Source organism: Streptomyces sp. 12E, assembly GCF_055633275.1.
The window spans coordinates 3,433,895-3,453,849 of sequence record NZ_JBVNCJ010000001.1; the positions used below are offsets into that span (position 1 = coordinate 3,433,895).

General features: G+C 72.1%; 12 protein-coding genes, 1 tRNA gene, 1 rRNA gene and 1 riboswitch. Of the genes, 6 read left to right on the plus strand and 8 right to left on the minus strand.

Features of this window, described 5'->3' with window-relative positions; all coding sequences use genetic code 11:
- Positions 1–136: 136 nt before the first annotated feature.
- Both ACZ8ZB_RS15945 and ACZ8ZB_RS15950 read right to left on the minus strand, forming a co-directional pair.
- Positions 137–1,663, minus strand: a 16S ribosomal RNA gene (locus ACZ8ZB_RS15945).
- Between the two features lie 621 nt (positions 1,664–2,284).
- Positions 2,285–2,833: a MarR family winged helix-turn-helix transcriptional regulator gene (locus ACZ8ZB_RS15950; RefSeq protein ID WP_470738393.1), complete on the minus strand. Its 549-nt coding sequence runs from the start codon at positions 2,831–2,833 to the stop codon at positions 2,285–2,287.
- A gap of 111 nt (positions 2,834–2,944) precedes the next feature.
- Between ACZ8ZB_RS15950 and ACZ8ZB_RS15955 the strand changes: the two genes are divergently transcribed.
- Positions 2,945–4,219, plus strand: a complete 1,275-nt coding sequence (locus ACZ8ZB_RS15955) for an MFS transporter (protein ID WP_470738394.1) — start codon at positions 2,945–2,947, stop codon at positions 4,217–4,219.
- Between the two features lie 57 nt (positions 4,220–4,276).
- Here the strand turns inward: ACZ8ZB_RS15955 and ACZ8ZB_RS15960 are convergent, their stop codons facing one another.
- Positions 4,277–5,926: an ATP-binding SpoIIE family protein phosphatase gene (locus ACZ8ZB_RS15960; RefSeq protein WP_470738395.1), complete on the minus strand. Its 1,650-nt coding sequence runs from the start codon at positions 5,924–5,926 to the stop codon at positions 4,277–4,279.
- A gap of 167 nt (positions 5,927–6,093) precedes the next feature.
- Positions 6,094–7,473 (minus strand): NAD(P)/FAD-dependent oxidoreductase, encoded by a 1,380-nt coding sequence (locus ACZ8ZB_RS15965; RefSeq protein WP_470738396.1) that lies wholly within the window; start codon positions 7,471–7,473, stop codon positions 6,094–6,096.
- 378 nt (positions 7,474–7,851) lie between these two features.
- Between ACZ8ZB_RS15965 and ACZ8ZB_RS15970 the strand changes: the two genes are divergently transcribed.
- Complete coding sequence (locus tag ACZ8ZB_RS15970) at positions 7,852–8,601, plus strand: TetR/AcrR family transcriptional regulator (protein WP_470738397.1); 750 nt, start codon at positions 7,852–7,854, stop codon at positions 8,599–8,601.
- A 421-nt stretch (positions 8,602–9,022) separates the two neighbouring features.
- Here ACZ8ZB_RS15970 and ACZ8ZB_RS15975 read toward each other — a convergent pair whose 3' ends face one another.
- Positions 9,023–11,149 (minus strand): asparagine synthase-related protein, encoded by a 2,127-nt coding sequence (locus tag ACZ8ZB_RS15975; RefSeq protein WP_470738398.1) that lies wholly within the window; start codon positions 11,147–11,149, stop codon positions 9,023–9,025.
- A 717-nt stretch (positions 11,150–11,866) separates the two neighbouring features.
- On the opposite strand from ACZ8ZB_RS15975, the gene ACZ8ZB_RS15980 reads away from it, so the two are divergent.
- From ACZ8ZB_RS15980 to ACZ8ZB_RS15995, 4 genes are all read left to right on the plus strand, one after another.
- Positions 11,867–13,291: an MFS transporter gene (locus ACZ8ZB_RS15980; RefSeq protein WP_470738399.1), complete on the plus strand. Its 1,425-nt coding sequence runs from the start codon at positions 11,867–11,869 to the stop codon at positions 13,289–13,291.
- Positions 13,292–13,345: 54 nt separating this feature from the next.
- Positions 13,346–14,602 (plus strand): L-2-hydroxyglutarate oxidase, encoded by a 1,257-nt coding sequence (gene lhgO / locus ACZ8ZB_RS15985; RefSeq protein WP_470738400.1) that lies wholly within the window; start codon positions 13,346–13,348, stop codon positions 14,600–14,602.
- A 286-nt stretch (positions 14,603–14,888) separates the two neighbouring features.
- Positions 14,889–15,743, plus strand: coding sequence for a tRNA (guanosine(46)-N7)-methyltransferase TrmB (gene trmB / locus ACZ8ZB_RS15990; protein ID WP_470738401.1), 855 nt, complete (start codon positions 14,889–14,891; stop codon positions 15,741–15,743).
- Between the two features lie 29 nt (positions 15,744–15,772).
- The gene (locus tag ACZ8ZB_RS15995) at positions 15,773–17,098 is read left to right on the plus strand and encodes a PrsW family intramembrane metalloprotease (RefSeq protein ID WP_470738402.1); all 1,326 of its coding nucleotides are present in this window, start codon (positions 15,773–15,775) and stop codon (positions 17,096–17,098) included.
- A 103-nt stretch (positions 17,099–17,201) separates the two neighbouring features.
- On the opposite strand, the gene ACZ8ZB_RS16000 is transcribed toward ACZ8ZB_RS15995, so the two are convergent.
- The 3 genes from ACZ8ZB_RS16000 to ACZ8ZB_RS16010 form a co-directional block, all read right to left on the minus strand.
- Entirely contained in the window at positions 17,202–18,221 is a 1,020-nt protein-coding gene (locus tag ACZ8ZB_RS16000) for a M23 family metallopeptidase (RefSeq protein WP_470738403.1), read from the minus strand.
- Positions 18,222–18,232: 11 nt separating this feature from the next.
- Positions 18,233–18,390: riboswitch (cyclic di-AMP (ydaO/yuaA leader) on the minus strand.
- A gap of 294 nt (positions 18,391–18,684) precedes the next feature.
- Positions 18,685–18,758: transfer RNA gene (locus ACZ8ZB_RS16005), tRNA-Met, on the minus strand.
- Positions 18,759–18,821: 63 nt separating this feature from the next.
- Entirely contained in the window at positions 18,822–19,955 is a 1,134-nt protein-coding gene (locus ACZ8ZB_RS16010) for a dihydrofolate reductase family protein (RefSeq protein ID WP_470738404.1), read from the minus strand.

Here is a 19,955-nt window from a genome sequence, read left to right on the forward strand (position 1 = left end):
CCGAAGCAGTACTGGGAAGAGAAGCTGGTCAAGTGTGCCGAGTAGTCAACGTTCCACCCATGAGCAACCAGCATCGGACGTGCGCCGATGTACTGGCCTCTGAACCAGGCAAGCCTGATTGAGAAGTGCTCCTTAGAAAGGAGGTGATCCAGCCGCACCTTCCGGTACGGCTACCTTGTTACGACTTCGTCCCAATCGCCAGTCCCACCTTCGACAGCTCCCTCCCACAAGGGGTTGGGCCACCGGCTTCGGGTGTTACCGACTTTCGTGACGTGACGGGCGGTGTGTACAAGGCCCGGGAACGTATTCACCGCAGCAATGCTGATCTGCGATTACTAGCGACTCCGACTTCATGGGGTCGAGTTGCAGACCCCAATCCGAACTGAGACCGGCTTTTTGAGATTCGCTCCACCTCGCGGTATCGCAGCTCATTGTACCGGCCATTGTAGCACGTGTGCAGCCCAAGACATAAGGGGCATGATGACTTGACGTCGTCCCCACCTTCCTCCGAGTTGACCCCGGCGGTCTCCCGTGAGTCCCCAACACCCCGAAGGGCTTGCTGGCAACACGGGACAAGGGTTGCGCTCGTTGCGGGACTTAACCCAACATCTCACGACACGAGCTGACGACAGCCATGCACCACCTGTACACCGACCACAAGGGGGGCACCATCTCTGATGCTTTCCGGTGTATGTCAAGCCTTGGTAAGGTTCTTCGCGTTGCGTCGAATTAAGCCACATGCTCCGCCGCTTGTGCGGGCCCCCGTCAATTCCTTTGAGTTTTAGCCTTGCGGCCGTACTCCCCAGGCGGGGCACTTAATGCGTTAGCTGCGGCACGGACGACGTGGAATGTCGCCCACACCTAGTGCCCACCGTTTACGGCGTGGACTACCAGGGTATCTAATCCTGTTCGCTCCCCACGCTTTCGCTCCTCAGCGTCAGTATCGGCCCAGAGATCCGCCTTCGCCACCGGTGTTCCTCCTGATATCTGCGCATTTCACCGCTACACCAGGAATTCCGATCTCCCCTACCGAACTCTAGCCTGCCCGTATCGACTGCAGACCCGGGGTTAAGCCCCGGGCTTTCACAACCGACGCGACAAGCCGCCTACGAGCTCTTTACGCCCAATAATTCCGGACAACGCTCGCGCCCTACGTATTACCGCGGCTGCTGGCACGTAGTTAGCCGGCGCTTCTTCTGCAGGTACCGTCACTTGCGCTTCTTCCCTGCTGAAAGAGGTTTACAACCCGAAGGCCGTCATCCCTCACGCGGCGTCGCTGCATCAGGCTTGCGCCCATTGTGCAATATTCCCCACTGCTGCCTCCCGTAGGAGTCTGGGCCGTGTCTCAGTCCCAGTGTGGCCGGTCGCCCTCTCAGGCCGGCTACCCGTCGTCGCCTTGGTGAGCCGTTACCTCACCAACAAGCTGATAGGCCGCGGGCTCATCCTGCACCGCCGGAGCTTTCGAACCCCGCAGATGCCTGCGAGGCTCAGTATCCGGTATTAGACCCCGTTTCCAGGGCTTGTCCCAGAGTGCAGGGCAGATTGCCCACGTGTTACTCACCCGTTCGCCACTAATCCCCACCGAAGTGGTTCATCGTTCGACTTGCATGTGTTAAGCACGCCGCCAGCGTTCGTCCTGAGCCAGGATCAAACTCTCCGTGAATGTTTACCCGTGATCGGGTTGCACATCACGAGAGCGGAACCACCGGAGGAATGATCCGGCGGTTCACAGCGTCCTCGCTGTGTGTTTCTTCAAAGGAACCTCAACCCGATCGAACCGACCGGGTCGGGGTATCAACATATCTGGCGTTGACTTTTGGCACGCTGTTGAGTTCTCAAGGAACGGACGCTTCCTTCGTACTCACCCTCTCGGGCTTTCCTCCGGGCGCTTCCCTTCGGTCTTGCGTTTCCGACTCTATCAGATCTTTCCGACCCGATTTCCTCGGTGCTTTCCGGGGTCCCGCTTCCGCGTTTCCCTTTCCGGCGGTTCCGACTCTATCAGATCCTTTCGGGCCTGATTCCCGGTCAGAGCGGGTTGCCTTCCCGGCCGTTGGGCCGTTCCGACGTCTCAAACCTTAGCGGACCCTCTTCGCGTTCCTCAAATCGAGGGTTGGAATTGAATTTCGGGCACGCCGAAATCTTTCCCGCTGGGAGATCGTGCTGAGGTTTTGAGTGCCGCAGTCGCGGCGGAAGGTGCTGCCGAAGAACCGTTACGGCCCCGCGGCAACCCGAAGAACCTTACGGATCGGTCAGGGGGCTGTCAAGCACCCCTGGCCAAGATCTTTCAGTCCAGGTCGCTGAGGCGTCCGCCGGCGTCCGGCTGGGCGTGTTCCACCCGGCGCAGGAGGCGGGTGAGGACCTCACCCAGCGTCGCCCGCTCGTCCGGGGCGAGGTCCTGGAGGAGGTCCTCCTCGAAGACGGTGGCCAGACGCATCGCCTCGAGCCACTTCTCGCGGCCGGCGGAGGTCAGCTCCACGATCACGCGAACCCGGTTGGTCTCGTCCCGCTCCCGGTCGACCAGCCCCTCGGCGACCATGCGGTCGATCCGGTGGGTCATGGCGGCCGGGGTCAGCCCCAGACGCTTGGCGAGGTCGCCGGGGCCCATGCGATACGGGGCGCCGGAGAGGACGAGGGCCTTGAGGACCTCCCAGTCGGCGTTGGTGATGCCGAGTTCGGCGGTCTGGCGGCCGTAGGCGACGTTCATGCGGCGGTTCAGGCGGGACAGCGCGTTGACGATTTTCTCGACCTGGGGGTCGAGGTCCTGGAACTCGCGCTGGTACGCGGCGATCTGCTCTTCGAGTGTCGGCTCGCCGAGGCCGGAGGTGTCGCCCATGGCCGCAGTATGGCACGCCCTCTCTTTGCCTTGAAGTCCTTCGCTATGTAGTCTTTAGCCTCGAACTTTAGCTTCTAAGTCTTCACTCCTAACTGCTTGAGAGAGGTGAACGTGACCAGGGCGATGCGCCGGATCCACGTGGGCAACGCACTCAGCGCGTTCGGGCTGGGCTTCACGGTCCCGTATCTGTACGTCTACGTGGCGCAGGTGCGAGGGCTGGGAGCCATGACGGCGGGTCTCGTACTCGCCGTCTTCGCCGTGGCCGCGCTGATCGTGCTGCCGTTCGCCGGACGGGCGATCGTCCGGCGCGGCCCGCTGCCGGTGCTGCTCGTCGCCCTGGTCACGGCCGCGATCGGGGCGCTGAGCCTGGGTCTGTCGAGCGGTGCGGCGACCGTGCTGCTGTCGGCGGCGGCGCTGGGTGCCGGGCAGGCCGTGATGCAGCCGGCGCTCGCGACGATGATCGTGGAGTGCTCGACCATGGAGAACCGGTCGCGGGCGTTCGCCACGCAGTTCTTCCTGCAGAACCTCGGGCTCGGCGTCGGTGGTCTCATCGGCGGTCACCTCGTGGATCCCGCGAAATCCGGCTCCTTCACTCTCCTCTTCGCGATCGAAGCGGCGATGTTCCTGCTGCTGGTCGTGGTGATGGCGACGGCGCGGATGCCTCGCGCGCCGCGCGTCGAGGGCGCTCCTGCGCGGTCGGCAGAGGGCAGCTGGAAGCAGCTGCTGGGCAACCGGGCCATGGTGCAGCTGTGCGTGCTGGGCTTCGTGCTGTTCTTCGCCTGCTACGGACAGTTCGAGTCGGGGCTGAGCGCGTACGGCGTCGAGGCCGCCGGGATCTCCACCTCCGCGCTGGGGACGGCGCTGGCCGCGAACACCCTGGTGATCGTGGTCGCGCAGTTCGCGGTGCTGCGGTTCGTCGAGCGGCGCAAGCGCTCGCGCGTGATCGCGTCCGTGGGGCTGATCTGGGCCGTGGCCTGGGCCGTGGCCGGGTACGCGGGACTGGGCAACGGGAGCCAGACGATGGCGACCGCCGCGTTCATCTCGACGTACGCGCTGTTCGGGCTCGGTGAGGCGATGCTGTCGCCGACGCTCGCGCCGCTGGTGGCCGATCTCGCGCCGGCCGGGCTGGCGGGGCAGTACAACTCGGCGTTCGCCCTGGTGAAGCAGCTCGCGCTGGCCGTGGGTCCGGCGGTGGGCGGGCCGCTGGGCGCCTCGCTGCACGCGCCGTATGTCGTGACCTTCCTGCTGTTCTCGCTGGGGATCACGATGCTGGCGGTGCGGCTCGGACGGCAGCTCACGGACGTGCAGGACCAGCCGTCGGCGGCGCGGAGCCGTGTGGTGGTGCAGGGGGGCGCGGCAGCGGAGCAGGCTCCGGCGCACGCCTGACCCACGCGCTCCGACCCGCCCCCTGTACGCCTGTGCACTCCTGGGCGCCCGGCTCGGCTACGAGCCGGGCGTCTTCGGCAGGAGGAACTCGCACCAGACCGCCTTGCCGCCGCCCGGGGTACGTCTGCTGCCCCAGCCGGAGGCGATCGTCGCGACGATGGCGATGCCCCGGCCGGACTCGTCGCCGGGTTCCGCGCGGCGACGTCTCGGCAGGTGGTCGTCGCCGTCGGTGACCTCGATGATCAGACGGCGGTCGGTGCGGCGCAGCCGCAGCCGCATGGGCGGGGTGCCGTGCTGGAGGGAGTTGGCGACCAGTTCGCTGGCGGCCAGGACGCCCAGATCGTGCAGCTCGACGGGGAAGCGCCAGCTGGTCAGCACGCCGGAGGCGAAGGCACGCGCGCGCGGGGCCGCCTCGACCCCGCCGAGCAGTTCCAGTGCGGCGTTGCGGAAGAGCTCGCTCTCCGCGCCCTTGCGGGCGGGGTGCTGGAGGACCAGGACGGCGACGTCGTCGTCGTGGTCCGGGGTCACGCCGGCCGAGCGGACCAGGCGGTCGCAGACGACCTGGGGGCTGCCGGTGGCTCCGGCCAGGGCGTGCTCCAGGGCGGCGATGCCCTCGTCCAGGTCCTCGTTCCTCCGTTCGACCAGGCCGTCCGTGTAGAGGACGGCGGTGGAGCCGGGGGTGAGGGGGACGGAGCCGGACGTGTGCATCCAGCCGCCGGTGCCGAGCGGGGGTCCTGTCGGTTCGTCGGCGCGCCGGACGGCGCCGTTCTCGTCGCGGACCAGGATGGGCAGGTGGCCGGCGGAGGCGTACACCAGGCTGCCCTCGTTGGGGTCGTGGATGGCGTAGGCGCAGGTGGCGATCTGGTTGGCGTCGATCTCCATGGCGAGGCCGTCGAGGAGCTGGAGCACCTCGTGCGGTGGGAGGTCGAGCCGCGCGTAGGCCCGTACGGCCGTACGGAGCTGGCCCATGACCGCCGCCGCGCGCACCCCTCGTCCCATGACGTCGCCGATGACGAGGGCGGTGCGGCCGCCGCCCAGGGTGATCACGTCGTACCAGTCGCCGCCGACGGCGGCCTCGGTGCCGCCGGGGTGGTAGGTGGCGGCGACGCGCAGGTCGTCGGGCTCCTCCAGTTCCTGGGGGAGGAGGGAGCGCTGGAGGGTGACGGCGGTCTCGCGCTGACGGCGTTCGCTGGCGCGCAGTCGTTCGGCGGCCTCGGCGTGGTCGGTGACGTCGGTGGCGAAGACGAGCACCCCACGGCCCTCGACCTCGGTGACCGGGGTGCAGGTAAAGGTGTAGGAGCGGCCGTCGGGGGCCTTGCGGGACTTCACCGTGCGGGGTTTGCCGCTGCGCAGGACCTGGTCGAGGAGGGGCAGCAGGCCGAGTGCTTCCAGTTCGGGCAGTGCGCCGCGCGCGGGGGTGCCGATCGGGCGGGCGCCGAAGGCCGCCGCGTAGGCGTCGTTGACGTAGGCGATGCGGTGGTCGGGGCCGTGGACCAGGGCGACGAGGGAGGGGACGTGGTCCAGGACCTCGCGCACCCCGAGCTCGTCGACGGCGGGCACGGCCGGTGCGTCGTCGGTGAGCTGTTCGGCGCGGGCCCCGGGCACGGAGCCCTCTCCCCGCCGGTCCGGGGAGACCGCCTGCTCGTTCCGCGCTGCGGCGCGGCGCTGCGTTCCGGGGAGCCGGGCGCTCCAGCGCGTGAAGTTCACGAATCCTTGCCTCGTGTAGTTGTCGGCGGCCGGAAACCGGGACCGGCCGGGGCCCCGGGGGCCGCACCGGGGCGAGCGGGGCCCCGGTGGTGGACCAGTCTGGCAGGGTGCCGACCGGGCCGGCATCCGTCAGACGCCGGGCCGTCCGGTGGAGTTCCTGGGTTCGGTCAGGACGACCCCTTCGGGTCGCTCGGGGGGTCCTGGGAAGGCTTTCCACCGGCCGCCAGTTCGAACTCCGCACGGGGGTGCTCGAGTGAACCGAGCGAGACGACCTCCCGTTTGAAGAGCCCGGCGAGCGTCCATTCGGCGGCCACCCGCGCCTTGCGGTTGAAGGTCGGGACGCGGCTGAGGTGATAGGTCCGGTGCATGAACCAGGCGGGGTAGCCCTTGAGCTTGCGCCCGTAGACCTGGGCGACGCCCTTGTGCAGCCCGAGGGAGGCGACGGAACCGGCGTGCTTGTGGGCGTACGTCTCCAGCGGTTCGCCCCGCAGGGAGTGGACCACGTTGTCCCCGAGGACCCGCGCCTGGCGGAGCGCGTGTTGTGCGTTGGGGGCGCATTCCCGCCCGGCCTCCCCCGCGGTGACGTCGGGGACGGCGGCGGCGTCCCCCGCGGCCCACGCGTGCGCGGTCCCGTCCACGGCCAGCTCGGCGGTGCACTTCAGCCGCCCCCGCCCGTTCAGCGGCAGATCGGTGGCCGCGAGGACGGGATGCGGTTTGACCCCGGCCGTCCACACGACCGTACGGGTGGGGAAGCGCGACCCGTCGCTGAGCACGGCGACCCGGTCGGCGCAGGACTCCAGCCGGGTCTCCAGGCGTACGTCGATGTTGCGCCGGCGCAGTTCGGTGACGGTGTAGCGGCCCATCTCCTCCCCGACCTCGGGCAGGATCCGCCCGGACGCCTCGACGAGGATCCACTTCATGTCCTCGGGACGGATGGTCCGGTAGTACCGCGCGGCGTAACGGGCCATGTCCTCCAGTTCACCGAGCGCCTCGACGCCCGCGTAGCCGCCCCCGACGAAGACGAAGGTCAGGGCGGCGTCCCGGAGGGCGGGATCGCGCGTGGAGGAGGCGATGTCCATCTGCTCGAGGACGTGGTTGCGCAGGCCGATGGCCTCTTCCACCGTCTTGAAGCCGATGGCGTGGTCGGCGAGGCCGGGGATCGGGAGGGTGCGCGACACGGAACCGGGCGCGAGCACCAGTTCGTCGTAGGCGACCTGCCGCCCTCCGGTGCCCTCCTCGTCGGTGGCGAGCGTGCTGACGGTGGCGGTGCGGGTGGCGTGGTCGACGCCGGTGGCCTCGCCGATGACGATGTGGCACCGGTCGAGGACACGGCGCAGCGGTACGACGACGTGCCGGGGGGAGATGGCGCCGGCGGCCGCTTCGGGGAGGAAGGGCTGGTACGTCATGTACGGATCCGGGGTGACGACCGTGATCTCCGCCTCGCCCCGCCCGAGTTCCCGTTTCAGCCTCCGCTGGAGGCGCAGGGCCGTGTACATCCCGACGTAGCCGCCGCCGACAACGAGAATGCGCGCACGTTCCTTCACCATCCCATGACGCACCCGTCGCGCGCGTTTGTCCACAGCCCCGGCGAATTGTGTGACCGGAAGACCCTCGTGCCCCGGGTTGGCCGATTTACCGACCCTGCCGGAGTCCTCACAGGTCAGCAGCGGTGAGCCCGCCCACGCACGGGGGTACATTCAGGACGTACACGCCCCGTACTCCGATCGGGGGGCGCTCCGTGCGGAACCTGCCCCTTCTGAATTGACCCCCTCTCAACTATGTTCATCTGTCGACGGGGTGTAGGGGGATGTGCTCATCGGGCTCGCGACGGGCGGGACCGACAGGCCGGACCTGTTCCACGCGCCCCGGCCATCGATGGCGGGGAGAAGTCTCCGGGGGGAGACGTCATTACCGGGGGAATGCATATGCATGTTCAGGACTCTCATTGGTCTTCCGCTCTCGCGGCCAGCGCGACGATGAGCGCGCCCACGGGCGGTGGACGCCCGGACGGGGCGCGTACGACACCGCTGCGCGTGGACGCCCAGCGCAATCTGGAGCACGTGCTGCGTGCCGCGCGGGAGGTCTTCGGCGAGCTGGGCTACGGCGCTCCGATGGAGGACGTGGCACGCCGGGCACGGGTCGGCGTGGGCACGGTGTACCGGCGCTTCCCGAGCAAGGACGTCCTGGTGCGGCGGATCGCCGAGGAGGAGACCTCCCGGCTGACCGACCAGGCGCGGGCGGCGCTCGGCCAGGAGGACGAGCCGTGGGCGGCGCTGTCCCGCTTCCTGCGCACGTCGGTCGCGTCCGGTGCGGGGCGGCTGCTGCCGCCGCAGGTGCTGCGGGTGGGCGTGGCGGAGGAACGCGGTCTGTCGGACCAGGCGCGGTTGCCGCAGCAGCGGACGCAGGCGGCGGATGAGCTGCGGCCGGCACCGGAGACCGCGGTGGCCGTGGCGGCGGAGGGCGACGCGGGGGCCTCGGAACTGCTGGACGTCGTGGGGCAGTTGGTGGACCGGGCGCGGGCCGCGGGTGAACTCCGGCCGGACGTGTCGGTGTCGGACGTCCTGCTGGTGATCGCGACGGCGGCGCCGTCCCTGCCGGATGCGGCGCAGCAGGCTGCGGCGTCGGCGCGGCTGCTGGACATCCTGCTGGAGGGTCTGCGCTCGCGTCCGGCGTAGGGGTGGCGCCGGCCTGGTGCGGGGCGCTCCGCCGGGTTCGCGGTGTGCCCCGCGTCCTCCTCGGCCCGCGCTCGCGCAGTGCGGCGCGTTGGGGTGGGCCGGCGCTTGCGGGGTGCCGTCGCGTCCGCCCTCCCCCGCTCCCGGCTCCGCTCGAGCGGCGGGACCCCCATCGCCCTGCCGCACGACTGCCCGCGACTGACGCGACATGCGGCCGGCCGCGGAGTACGGGGACGACGGCAGGTGGCCGCGTACGGCGGGAGGGCGAGGGTGCGGACGCGCCGCCCGCTGTGGGCGGCGCGTCCGCACCCTCGCCCTCCCGGGAGACGTGATCCGCGCCGGTCCGAGGACGGGCGCCCCCGACGCGGTCCCGGCCCACCCACCCGCCGCAGGCTCTGCCCAAGCCGCGCCGCGGGGGCGAGCCTCAGCGGGTGCCGCCCGCGCCGGCGCCCAGGGCTCCGCGCTGGGGGGCGATTCCGCCCGGGACCGCGCGCTGGCGGGCCGGGGTGCCCGTCCAGCAGGTTCCCCTGCGGGCCAGCAGACGGCGCAGCCACACCTCCAGGGCGACCAGGTCCGCCAGGCCGTCCAGGGGCAGCGGCTCGCCCTCCGCCGCGCCCCGCAGTGCCTTCCGCACCACCCGTGCCTCGACCAGCCCCGCCTCCGCCAGCAGCGGCGTGTCGAACAGCGCCACCAGCGAGTCGGCCGCCACCCGCAGCCCCGTCCGCGCCGCTGCCGCCGCCGAGCCGGCGGCCCCGGGAGCCCCCCATCCCGCAGGCAACTCCCTTACCCCCGCCCCCTCCAGCACCGACCGCAGGATCGACGCCCGCGCCCCCGGCCGCACCCGCAGCGCCTCCGGCAGCGCCCGGCACGCCCGTACGACCTGGTTGTCGAGGAACGGCGCGTGCAGTCGCTGGAACCGGATCTCGGCCGCCTGCTCCAGCACCCGCAGATCCGCCGCGTGCCGGGCCAGCGCCGCCCGCGCCCGGAAATCACCGGGCCGCTGCCCCGGCCCCACCTCGGACCGCCGCGTCGACGCCTGCAGGCGAACCGATACTTCAGCCAGTGCCTCCCCCGTGAGCCAGCGCGCCGCCGGCCCGGGTCTTCCCCAGGTCAGCGCGGCCAGCGAGGCGTCCGCCGCACCCGCGGTCCCGTCGTCGTCCAGCCGCCGCCGCAGCAGCCGTTCGGCGAGGCTCTCCAGCCCCGCCCGGTACGGCGTGCGCGCCAGCCGGCGCGCCGCCGCGTACACGCGCGCGGGAACCATCACGGACCCGTCCGCCTTGGCCAGTGCCGCCACCGGCCGCACCAGATGCCGCCGCTTGCGGTCCATCAGCAGATCGGCCAGCCGCGCCGGATGCGCGTCCAGCACCTGCTTCGCCCCGTACCCGGTGAAGTGGTCCGCGCTGCCCGCCGCCAGCCGCGCCCGGTGACGCGCGGCCGACACCAGCGAGGGCCCGGGCTCGTCCGTCAGCGGCCCGTCCAGATCGACGTACGGAAGCGTCGACTCCGCGCCGGCCACCACCACGTGGTGCAACCGGGGATTGGCGGCCAGCGTCCCCGCCCGCTCCAGTTCGTCGTCGTCCCGCCCTCCGCCGGAGCCGCCCGCGAGGTCGTTGAAGGTGACGGCCAGCAGCCGCTCCCCCGCCCCCGTCCCGTGCCCCAGCACGGTCCCCGGCATCCCGGGCAGTCCCGCGGCCAGCAGCGCCAGCGCTCCGGACGCCGGCCCGCCGGACAGGTCGGCCCCGATCCCCGGCACGGGCGTGCCGCGAGCCGCCCGCCGCTCGGCGGGTCCCATCCCGGGCACGGGCCCGGGGTCGATACCGGCGCCGGGAACGTGGCGGGGCGCGGCCAGCCGCGTCCGTACGGCCTCGACCAGCGCGTCCCGCACGGCGTCCACCGCGTGGTCGGGGTCGGCCGGCGGCGCGGCGACGGCGAGCGAGGCGACGGGTTCGTACCCGGCGATCTCGCGCGCCCCGGCGCGCAGGATCAGCGCATGCCCCGGCGGAATGCGTTTCACGCCGTCGTACGGGGTGGAGTCGTGGAGCGCGGCCGGCACGTCGGGGGCGGCGAGCAGCGCGGCGAGGTGCCCGAAGTCGAGGTTGGCCTCGACGAGGTCGGCGAGCGGCAGCGCGGCGGTCGCGTACGCCGTACCGCCCGCCCACGGGGTGTGGAAGACCGGCCGGGCGCCGGCCAGATCGCCGCACACGGTGACCCGGCGCCCCACCTGCACGACCGCCGTGTAGCTTCCCGGCCAGGCGGTCAGGTGCCGCAGCGCCCCGCCCCTCGCGGCGAACAGCGCGACGCGCAGTTGCTCGTCGGAGGCCCCGCACGTGCCGAGGACGGCGATCCGGGTCTGCTCGTCGGCCTCGACCACCCGCACCTCGTCGGGGCGCCAGTCGCCGACCGCCCAGAGCGGGTCGGGGTCACCCCACAGCAGCTGGGACCCCACGGGCTGTACGGTCTCGCCGTCCACCCCGGTGGCGCCGGCGGAGCCGGTGGGGCCGAACCCCATGGCTCCGGCGGCGGTGCTGCTCCATCCCACCAACCACCGCATCGCCGCCTCCACAAGCTGTGGACAACCAGTGCACCGTACGAACCGGTTCCCCATGCTGCCATGAAGGAGGCGCTCAGGAGGGGTGCCGGAGCCGTATGCGCTCCGTCGAATGCGCCCCGGCGGATACACGCGCCCCGCACCGAACGGGCGCCCGCCGCAGAGGAGTCACCGTACCGGCGCGGCGCACCCGACCATGGCGCCACGACGCGAATGCGCCCCCACAATGCGCCCCTTAAACCACCAACACGCCGTCAATTACCAGGCTAGAAGCGGTGATACACCCGAAAGAGTGGAGTTGATTTTCGGCCAAATCAGAGCGGCGAGCCACATCTCGAACACGCTCCGTACAGGCTCTGCGCACCACAGGACGGTCGCGCGGTCCGGGAGGCGGAGCACGCCCCCCGGACCGTTCCGCCGCCCGCGGGGATGAAGACGGCGGTGTCCCCCAGCCCGCTGGATCCAGTACAGCGGGCCGACCCACGCGCAGCCCATGGAACCGCTCCCGCGACGGCCGGAGGAGAGCGCACGCACGGGCGCACGGCCACATACCGGGAGCACGCCGCAACTGCGCGTATCGGACCCGCACTTCAGTACGGACCACAATCCCGCCATCCGGAAGAATGCCCCTTAACGCTTGGGATGCGGCGAACTACGCTGGGTTTACGAATGCCGCATGGTTATGCCAGTGCGGCAGCCGTCTGTGTCGAGGGGTGGCGCATGTCCAGGGAGCAACGCGGGCCGAACGAAAAGCTCGGCGCCGTTCTCGCCCTCGCGGGAATCTCCAACGCGGGCCTCGCGCGCCGCGTCAACGACCTCGGCGCTCAGCGAGGACTGACGCTTCGCTACGACAAGACGTCGGTGGCGCGCTGGGTGTCGAAGGGCATGGTGCCGCAGGGCGCCGCTCCGCACCTGATCGCCGCCGCCATCGGCCAGAAGCTGGGCCGTCCGGTGCCGCTCCACGAGATCGGTCTGGCGGACGCGGATCCCGCACCCGAGGTCGGCCTCGCCTTCCCCCGTGACGTCGGACAGGCGGTGCGCTCCGCCACGGAGCTGTACCGGCTGGACCTGGCGGGCCGCAGAGCCGGCTCCGGCGGCATCTGGCAGTCGCTCGCCGGGTCGTTCGCGGTGAGCGCGTACGCGACGCCCGCATCGCGTTGGCTGATAACCCCGGCCGACAGTTCGGTGGCGCGTGAGGCGAGCCCCGCCGACGGCGCCGGCGCACCGGCCAAAGTCGGCCACAGCGACGTGCGGAAACTGCGGGAGGCCGCCGAGGACGCCCGGCGGTGGGACTCCAAGTACGGCGGAGGCGACTGGCGTTCGTCGATGGTCCCCGAATGCCTCCGCGTCGAGGCGGCCCCGCTGCTGCTCGGCTCCTACTCCGACGACGTCGGCCGCTCCCTCTTCGGCGCGGCCGCCGAACTCACCCGCCTGGCCGGCTGGATGGCCTTCGACACCGGCCAGCAGGAGGCCGCCCAGCGCTACTACATCCAGGCCCTGCGCCTGGCCCGCGCGGCGGCCGACGTCCCGCTGGGCGGCTATGTGCTCGCCTCGATGTCCCTGCAGGCGACCTACCGCGGCTTCGGCGACGAGGGCGTGGACCTCGCCCAGGCCGCACTGGAGCGCAACCGGGGCCTGGCCACCGCCCGCACCCTGAGCTTCTTCCGCCTCGTCGAGGCGCGCGCACACGCACGCGCGGGAGACGCCCAGGCGGCCGGGGCCGCCCTGCGGTCGTCGGAGAGCTGGCTGGAGCGCTCCCGTCCCGGCGACAGCGACCCGACCTGGCTCGGCTTCTACTCCTACGACCGCTTCGCCGCCGACGCCGCCGAGTGCTACCGCGACCTGAAGGCGCCCCGCCAGGTCCGCCGCTTCACCGAGCAGGCGCTGTCCAGTCCGACGGAGGAGTTCGTGCGCTCGCACGGACTGCGCCTGGTCGTCTCGGCGGTCGCCGAACTGGAGTCGGGCAACCTGGACGCGGCCTGCGAACAGGGCGTCCGCGCGGTGGAGGTGGCGGGCCGCATCTCGTCCGCCCGCACCACCGAGTACGTCAGGGACCTCCTGCACCGCCTGGAGCCCTACGGCGACGAACCCCGCGTGGTCGAACTGCGCGAACGTGCCCGCCCGCTGCTGATGACCACGGCCTGATCCGAATCGCGCCACGCACCGCCTCCCGGGTTTGAAGGCGCTGTCAGTGGCGCAGTGCACTATCGGACTCGGGAGGTGGTGCGGGTGGTGACGGGGCGGTCGTACGACTGCGACGTACTGGTGATCGGCGGGGGGATCGTCGGCCTGTCGACGGCGTACGCGCTCACGCGCGCGGCGCCGGGCACGCGGGTCACGGTGCTGGAGAAGGAGTCCGGCCCCGCCCGGCACCAGACGGGCCGCAACAGCGGCGTCATCCACAGCGGCGTCTACTACCGCCCCGGCTCGCTGAAGGCCCGGTACGCGGTGTCGGGCGCCGCGGAGATGGTCGGGTTCTGCGCGGAGCACGACATCCCGCACGCGGTGACGGGCAAGCTGATCGTGGCCACGACCCGCGAGGAGCTGCCCCGGCTGCACGCCCTGGTCCAGCGCGGCCGGGAGAACGGCATCGCGGTCCGCGAGCTGTGCGGCGCGCAGATCTCGGAGTACGAGCCGGAGGTCGACGGCCTGGCCGCCATCCACGTCGGCACCACCGGCGTCTGCGACTTCACCGCGGTGGCCCACCGGCTGGCTGAGGCCTCGCGGGCGGCGGGCGCCGAGATCCGCTACGGGGCACGGGTGGTACGCGTCGACCGCCGCCCCGACCGGGGAGTCGCCGTCCTGACGGCCGCCGGCGACGTCGTCCGCGGCCGGGCGCTGGTGAACTGCGCCGGTCTGCACTGCGACGAGATCGCCCGCCGCACCGGCGACGAGCCCGACGCCCGCATCGTGCCGTTCCGCGGCGAGTACTACGAGCTGGCCCGGCCGGAACTGGTGCGCGGCCTGGTCTACCCGGTGCCCGACCCCGCGTTCCCCTTCCTCGGCGTCCACCTCACCCGGGGCGTCGACGGCGGCGTCCACGTCGGCCCCAACGCGGTCCCGGCGCTGGCCCGCGAGGGCTACGACTGGCGCACGGTGCGTCCACGCGAGCTGGGGGCGACCCTGGCCTGGCCGGGCTCCTGGCAGCTGGCCCGCCGCCACTGGCGGTACGGCACGGGCGAACTGCACCGCTCGCTGTCCAGGGAGGCCTTCACCCGGGCCGTACGCCGGCTGCTGCCCGCGGTGCGGGAGGACGACCTGGTGCCGACGGCGGCCGGGGTGCGGGCCCAGGCGGTGCTGCGGGACGGCACCCTGGCCGACGACTTCCTGATCCAGGAGACCGCCCGCGCGGTCCACGTGTTGAACGCCCCCTCACCGGCGGCGACGGCCTCCCTGCCGATCGGCCGCGAGGTCGCGCGAAGGACACTGGCGGCGCTGGAGACGGCGGGGCGCTGAGCCGCCGGGCGATCCCGGGCCGCCCCGGAGAACCGGGCGGATGCCGGGCGCCCGGGACCGCCCGACGGGTGCCGTCGTCAGCCCGTACCGATCCCGGACGAGTCGCCCGCCCCGGCCGGGGCATCGGCGTTTCCTCCCCCGGCCCGGACCCGCTCCCCGCCCAGCGGATGCCGAGGCCGGGAGGAGCCGGCCCACCCGGAACCCGAGCGCGCCCTCCGCCCCTGCGGGGGCCGTCCCGCTCCGTGCCGGGGGACCGGTGCGCGCGCCCCGTAACATCGGAGGCACTGTGTCTGACACCGTTAACGCTTCCGAAGCCCTTCGTCCCGCCTCCGGCCAGGACGCGCCGCACCCGCCCGGGACGTCCGTCCACCCTGCCCGGGCCAAGGGGGAGCCCCGGTTCCCGGACGGGCCGAAGGCCGATCCCGCCGGGTCCCACTTCGAGCGGCGGATCCGGAGCTTCCAGCCGCGGCGCAGCCGGGTGACCGCCGGGCAGGCGGACGCCCTGCGGCGGCTGTGGCCCGCCTGGGGCTTCGACATCGACGGCAGCCGACGCCTCGACCTCGCGGAGTTCTTCGGCAACGACCACCCCGTCGTCCTGGAGATCGGCTTCGGCATGGGCGAGGCGACCGCCCAGATGGCCGCCGCCGACCCGGCCACCAACATCCTCGCCGTGGACGTCCACACGCCCGGCCAGGGCAACCTGCTCAACCTCGCCGACCGGCTCGGGCTGACCAACGTACGGGTCGGCAACGGCGACGCGATCATCCTGCTGCGCGAGATGCTCGCCCCCGGCTCCCTCGGCGGGCTGCGCGTCTACTTCCCCGACCCCTGGCCGAAGAAGCGGCACCACAAGCGGCGGCTGATCCAGCCGGAGTTCCTCACCCTCGCCGCGACCCGCCTGGCGCCGGGGGCGGTGCTGCACTGCGCCACCGACTGGGAGCCGTACGCGGAGCAGATGCTGGACGTGCTCACCGCGCACCCCGACTTCGAGAACACCCGGGCGGACGGCGGTTTCGCGCCGCGTCCCGCCTTCCGGCCGCTCACCCGTTTCGAGGGGCAGGGACTGGAGAAGGGTCATGTCGTGAACGACGTGCTCTTCCGCCGCGTATCGCGGGATGAGCAGGCAGCAGACCGAGCCTGACACAGCCCCGCCTCGTGAGGGTCGATCCCTTGGTCACCAGTCCCCCGTACCCGGCGCCTCCCGGCACGGCCCCCGGTGGAGCGCCGCGGCCCGCGCACTGGTGGCATCGGCCCTGGGTGCGGTACGGCGCGCTGATCGCGCTGCTCGCGCTGTCCGGTCTGGTCATCCTCGCGCTGGTGCGCGAGCAGACCGGGACGCAGGGGTTCCTGGTCGGGCTCGGTCTCGCCGTCCTGCCCGTGCCGCTGCTCGTCGCCGCCTTCCGGTGGCTGGACCGGGTCGAGCCGGGACCCTGGCGGAACCTGCTGTTCTCCTTCGCCTGGGGCGCCTGTGCGGCGGCGCTGATGGCGATCGTCGCGAACAGCTTCGCCACCCGGTGGGTAGCGACGGCGACCGCCGACCCGGCCGGCGCCGACGCCCTGGGCTCGACCGTCATAGCGCCGGTGGTGGAGGAGTCCGCGAAGGCCGCGGCCGTCCTGCTGGTGTTCCTGTTCCGCAGACGCGACTTCACCGGGATCCTCGACGGCGTGGTGATAGCCGGGGTCACCGCCACCGGCTTCGCGTTCACCGAGAACATCCTCTACCTCGGCACCGCCTTCGGCACCGACCGGATCACCGGCGACAGCGGCATCACCTCGGTCACCGCGGCGACCTTCTTCGTCCGCATCGTGATGTCGCCGTTCGCGCACCCCCTGTTCACCGTGCTCACCGGGATCGGCTTCGGCGCCGCCGCGCTGTCCACGGACCGGCAGCGGGCCCGGCGCGTGCTGCTGCCGCTGGGCGGGCTGCTCCTCGCGATGGGCGTGCACGCGCTGTGGAACGGCTCCTCGACGTTCGGCCGGTACGGCTTCCTCGCGGTGTACGCGGCGTTCATGGTGCCGGCGTTCGGGCTGCTGACCTGGCTGGTGGTGTGGACGCGGCGGCGGGAGCTGCGGACCGTGCGGGCGGAGCTGTCCGCGTACGTGGCCGCCGGGTGGCTCGACGCGGCGGAGCCCTTCGCGCTGGGCTCGATGCGGGCGCGGCGCGTCGCCCGGCAGTACGCGCGCCGCTGCGGCGGGAGGGCGGCGGCACGGTCGGTCGCCGCGTACGAGACGTGTGCGACGTCGCTGGCGTTCCTGCGGCACCGGGGACGGCTCGGGCGGGCGGGGCCGGACTTCGTCACCCGGGAACGGGAGCTGCTGCTGGAGCTGTGGCACCGGCGGGGAGTGGCCCGGCCGGCCCTGGAGCACGCGGCCCGCGTCACCGCGCCCCGGGTTCCGGCCGCCGCGGCGCCGTGGGCGGTGTACGGCGGCTACGGACCTCCCGCGCCGTACGGTCCTCCGTACACCGCGTACGACCCGAACGCCCGCCGGTTCTGAGCGGTCCGCCGCGCACTGCCCCGGACAGCACCTGACCGGCGGCCCTGACGTCGGGGGGCCGTCGTCGGGGCCGCCGGGGTCCAGGGCGTGCGGGTCCGCTCGCTCAGACGGTGAGGCCCTTTCCGCGCAGCCACGCCAGCGGGTCGATGCCCGCGGAGGAACCGCCGGGGTGGACCTCCAGGTGGAGGTGGGCCCCGGTGGAGTTGCCGGTGGAGCCGACGCGGCCGATCACGTCGCCGGTGTTGACCTTCTGGCCGACGCTGACGCTGATGGAGGACTGGTGGGCGTACCAGATCTCGGTGCCGTCGTCGAGCGTGAGCACGGTCTTGTAGCCGTAGGAGCCGTCGTAGCCGGCGGAGGTGATCGTGCCGGTGTGGACGGCCTTGATCAGCGTGCCCGTGGGGGCGGCGAAGTCGAGGCCGGTGTGCTGGCCGGAGGACCAGTAGGCGCCGGCCTGACCGAAGGTCGAGGTGATGGTGTACGAGGAGGTCGGCAGCGCGTACTGCTTGGCCAGCTCGGCGAGGCGCTCGGCCTCGGCCTTCTTCCTGGCCGCCTCCTCCGCCTTCTTCTTGGCGGCCTCGGCCTTGGCCTTGGCCGCCTTCTCCGCCTTGGCGGCGGCCTCGGCGGCCTGCTTCTCGGCGGCGGCGACCGCCTCGGCCTCCGCCTTGCTCTCGGCCTGGGCCTGCTGCTGCTCGACCTGCGCCATGATCCGGGTGCGCAGCGCCTCACCGGCGCCGGTGGTGCCCTGCTCGGTGTCGGCGGCGGCCATGCCGAGGGTGCTGAGAGGAGTGGCCGCCTCCTCGGGGGTTTCCTCGTCGGAGATGAGGGAACCCACGTTGGGAAGGTCGGGCATGGAGATCGACACCGGCGGCTTGCCGGTCTGGGCGCTCGCCATGCCGCCGGCGCCGACGGCCGCTATGACGCCGACGCCCAGGACGGTGGAGCTGCGGGCGAGTCCTCCGCCGCGCTGCTTGGCGACACGGTGCCGGCCGCGCACGGGGCGAACGGACTCCGCGGTGGGGTTCCACTCCTCGAAGGGGCCCTCGCCGGCGCGGCTGCCGCCGTAGGCGAAGGTGTCGCTCGGCTCGAACGGGGCCTCGGGGGCAGGCGGGTTGGACGCCACGTGGGCGTGCTCCTTCCTTCCGTCTTCGCCTACCGGGTTAGCTGACGGGTTCGGAGCGGGAAGGTCTCCTACGCGCGTATACGAGCCGTGTGGCCACGGCGGTATTCACGCGATTCACCCCATGGTGGTGGTTCCCCGGTTCCCTCGCGGGATTCGGCGCGTGCGCACGGAGCCGCCTTCTGTGACGGCTGGGACGACCGCGCTGCGTTATCGAACGTTAATAGACGCAAGGGCCGGATTCCAAGCCGTTCCTCTTGATCATCAACGGTTTCCAGGGGGACTTAAGGGTCACGGACGGCCAAAAACGGGCGAGTTGACCGAGCCTCGGACGGCGATCGGTTTCTGACCGAGCGTCAGTTTTTATGCGCTGTGGGACGACTCGCTCACAGTGGGTGAGAACGCGGGTTGAGGGCTGGAAACACCGAGGGCCGGAATCCTTTGGATTCCGGCCCTCGGCCTGCAGTAGCGGGGACAGGATTTGAACCTGCGACCTCTGGGTTATGAGCCCAGCGAGCTACCGAGCTGCTCCACCCCGCGTCGTTGAGACCAGTGTACGCCATCCGCGGGACACGGCGCACACCCATTACCGGCGGCCCGGTCTCAGCGGCCGAGCAGGTGGCCGTTCGGCGCCTTGGCGCGGTCCTCGTGCTCGGGCAGGACGACGACGGTGGCGCCCTCGCCGGTCAGCACACCGGTGCCGTCGGCGCCCGCCACGAACGTGTCCGGCTCCCGCCAGGCCGTGACCACCCGCCGTACCCCCGCGTCCAGGATGAGCCGGGCGCAGGGCGCCGGCCGGGACGCGCGGCGGGCGCAGGGCTCCAGGCTGGAGTACACGGTGGCGGTGGCGAGCCGGGGGTCCGTGGGATCGGCCTTGGCGAGCGCGGCCTCCTCCGCGTGCACCACCGGGTCGGCGCCCTCGCGGGAGCGGCCGCGCGCCAGCTCCGTGCCGTCGGCGGCCACCACGACCGCGCCCACGCTGAACGCCGTCTCCGAGGGCGGGCACTCGGCGGCCAGCTCGCAGGCGAGGGCCAGCCAGTGGTGGTCGGCGGCGGAGGGCAGCGGGCCGGTGCCGGGGGCGGTGGGCTCGTAGCGCATCAGGACGACGTCGCCGACCGGGCGGCTCTCGACCAGCCGCAGCCGACCGCCCTGGTAGGAGCCGGGGCCGAAGAGGCGGGGGGCCCGCGGGTCGCCGACGAACAGCGGGGCGAGGACCAGCTGGAGCTCGTCGGCCAGTCCTTCGGTGAGGAGCTGGGTGTGGATCGTGCCGCCGCCCTCGACCATGAGCCGCCGGACCCCACGCTCGGCGTGCAGGTGCTCAAGGAGCCGACGCCAGTCGAGCCCGGTGCCGAGCGGGACGACGTCGGCGGCGAGACCGAGGGCGTGGGCGCGCCCGGCGCCCTCGTCGGTCGTGTAGAGGACCTTCTCGCCGCCGGTGTGCCAGAACCGGGCCGCCGGATCCAGGTCGCCGGAGCCGCTGACGGCGACCTTGAGCGGGTACTCGGCCTCGCCCCCGGCGAGGCGGGCGGCACGCCGCTCGGGCGAGTTGACCAGCAGCCGGGGGTTGTCGGCGCGGATCGTGCCGGCGCCGACCAGAACGGCGTCCACGGATGCCCGCACCTCGTCGACCCGGTCGAAGTCGGCCGGACCGGACAGCAGCAGCCGCTCCGGGCCGGTGTCGTCCAGGTAGCCGTCGAGGGAGACGGCGGCGGACAGCAGGACGTACGGGTGGGGCAT

Excerpts from the sequence above, each read along its gene's own strand:
- ACZ8ZB_RS15950 (WP_470738393.1), bottom strand. The coding sequence starts at position 2,833 with ATGGGCGACACCTCCGGCCTCGGCGAGCCGACACTCGAAGAGCAGATC.
- ACZ8ZB_RS15965 (WP_470738396.1), bottom strand. The coding sequence starts at position 7,473 with ATGGTGAAGGAACGTGCGCGCATTCTCGTTGTCGGCGGCGGCTACGTC.
- ACZ8ZB_RS15970 (WP_470738397.1), top strand. The coding sequence starts at position 7,852 with ATGCATGTTCAGGACTCTCATTGGTCTTCCGCTCTCGCGGCCAGCGCG.
- ACZ8ZB_RS15975 (WP_470738398.1), bottom strand. The coding sequence starts at position 11,149 with ATGCGGTGGTTGGTGGGATGGAGCAGCACCGCCGCCGGAGCCATGGGG.
- ACZ8ZB_RS15980 (WP_470738399.1), top strand. The coding sequence starts at position 11,867 with ATGTCCAGGGAGCAACGCGGGCCGAACGAAAAGCTCGGCGCCGTTCTC.
- ACZ8ZB_RS16010 (WP_470738404.1), bottom strand. The coding sequence starts at position 19,955 with ATGCCCCACCCGTACGTCCTGCTGTCCGCCGCCGTCTCCCTCGACGGC.